Below are 1,835 nucleotides of genomic sequence, written 5' to 3' on the forward strand. Positions count from 1 at the left end.
TATAGATACCCTTTAGTATGAAAAATAGGTAAACATTATAGACTACAATCGGCAAACTACTACCGACATATCATCATAAACTCTTTGTTTTGCAATTAATTTACGAAATACAGTCAGACGAGACTTATCGTTATCATATTGTTGCCAAATTTTTTCTCTGATTACTGCTGATAGTCCATCACTTAGGCCGTCTGAACAAAGCAGCAGGCTTTCTCCTGCTTTAAGCGTAAGTTCGATATGGCACATTTTGTCTTGGAATTCGGAATAATCTGCTACTAGATAAGAAGAAACGCCGCCATATATGGTGGCGAACTCTTCTTCTTTTTTATCCGATGAACCATCCAGTAATTCGGAGAGTATCGAGTGATCTTGGGTCAGTTGCTTCCATTTTCCTTGTGTATCAATCAAATAGGCGCGGCTGTCGCCTACGCTGATGATTTTGGTTTTGCCGGTGGTTTGGTCGATTTCTGCGGCAACAAAAGTGGTTGAGGAACCAAAATAATCTTCTGCCAACTCTTTAGATAAAGCGGCTTGTATATGATTGATGGTTTGACGGCTGAGTTTGGCTGTGCGGCTTAATAGGTGCATGGCGGATTTGCTGGCCTTTTCGGGACGGTTGCTATTGGAAATGCCGTCAGCTATCCCGATGATAAAGCGTGGACGGGTTTCAAGACGTGTTTCAGCGGTTTTGAGTTTATATTGAAACACTTGTTCGCCGTTAAAAAGGGCATCTTGGTTGTGTTGTTTGTTGCTGCCGATTTGTTGGCAAAAGGTGATTTCGCAAAATTTGTTCATGATTTGTCCATTTGTTGGGTGAATATTCGCTGCAGGCTTTTCATCGTTTCTAACCCTCCGGATTTACACTTGGGCAATACGTTTGAAATTTGATGACTAAGGATCAAGGCCGTCTGAACAGTTTTCAGACGGCCTTTACTGCGTTTAACCAAGTACTAATTAACTGCTAATTTTGTCATGTTTTAATACATCCATCGAAACCCGAATACACATTTGAAAAGGAAATCAAACATGAAAAAATTCGTATTGACCGCCATCGTTGCTTTGTCTGCTGCTACTGCCGGTGCCAGCGATTACATCGAACACAAAATCTACAGCGACAAAAACTTCGAGCAAAACCGTGCTAAAGCCGTAAGAATGTTGGAACAACGCGGCTATCAAGTTCATGATGTTGATGCCGATAGCCGTCGAGGTCAGCCTGTGTTGGAAGTTGAGGCTTTTAAAAATGGCCGTGAGTACGACATTGTTTTGTCTTACCCTGATTTGCAAATTATCAAAGAGCGCATCGATTATTAATATTTCGATATAAAGTAGATTGTCGCAGGGCTTTTGGTCCTGCGACAGTTTGCTATTTAGGCATTTAAAGAATGTAAACAGCATGTAAATTACCTGAAATAAATGAACTAAATATCCTTTTTATTTTCCATGTAGTTCAAAGTGTTTGATGTTGGGAGTCATGATATGAGTTTGAATGATTGGAAGGAAGATGGTCAGCCGAAGCAGATAGGCGACCATGAAAAACCTTTAAACGACGGCGCAGCTGCCGAATCCCAACAGGATGTTGATTTTTGGAATCACAGTCAAAACGGTGTGGTTGAAAATGAAGTTGAGGTTGTGGCTGCTGCGGTAGAAATTCAGGAAACGGTAGAAGGTCAGGGAGTAGTTGAACATCCTGAGATGCCGTCTGAAAAAAACGAGAAGAAAGCCAAACGCAAAAAAGACAAGGCGAAGAAGAAAAAAGATAAAGCCGAGGATTTAAATGCGTCTGATTTGTTGGGTACGAATAAGGGCGTGGAAACCATGTTCCGCAACGCCGTACG

General features: G+C 41.5%; 2 protein-coding genes and 1 pseudogene. 2 read left to right on the top strand and 1 reads right to left on the bottom strand.

Annotated features, from left to right (window positions below):
- Positions 1 to 42: 42 nt before the first annotated feature.
- The gene (locus ACTHS3_RS12150) at positions 43 to 795 is read right to left on the bottom strand and encodes a PP2C family protein-serine/threonine phosphatase (RefSeq protein WP_440368053.1); all 753 of its coding nucleotides are present in this window, start codon (positions 793 to 795) and stop codon (positions 43 to 45) included.
- Between the two features lie 231 nt (positions 796 to 1,026).
- On the opposite strand from ACTHS3_RS12150, the gene ACTHS3_RS12155 reads away from it, so the two are divergent.
- On the top strand, positions 1,027 to 1,311 hold the full coding sequence (locus ACTHS3_RS12155; protein WP_440368054.1) for a PepSY domain-containing protein: 285 nt from the start codon (positions 1,027 to 1,029) through the stop codon (positions 1,309 to 1,311).
- Positions 1,312 to 1,476: 165 nt separating this feature from the next.
- Positions 1,477 to 1,835: pseudogene (locus ACTHS3_RS12160) on the top strand (hypothetical protein); the annotation flags it as partial.

The sequence above is a fragment of the Neisseria sp. P0009.S007 genome, from assembly GCF_051962515.1.

Excerpts from the sequence above, each read along its gene's own strand:
- ACTHS3_RS12150 (WP_440368053.1), bottom strand. The coding sequence starts at position 795 with ATGAACAAATTTTGCGAAATCACCTTTTGCCAACAAATCGGCAGCAAC.
- ACTHS3_RS12155 (WP_440368054.1), top strand. The coding sequence starts at position 1,027 with ATGAAAAAATTCGTATTGACCGCCATCGTTGCTTTGTCTGCTGCTACT.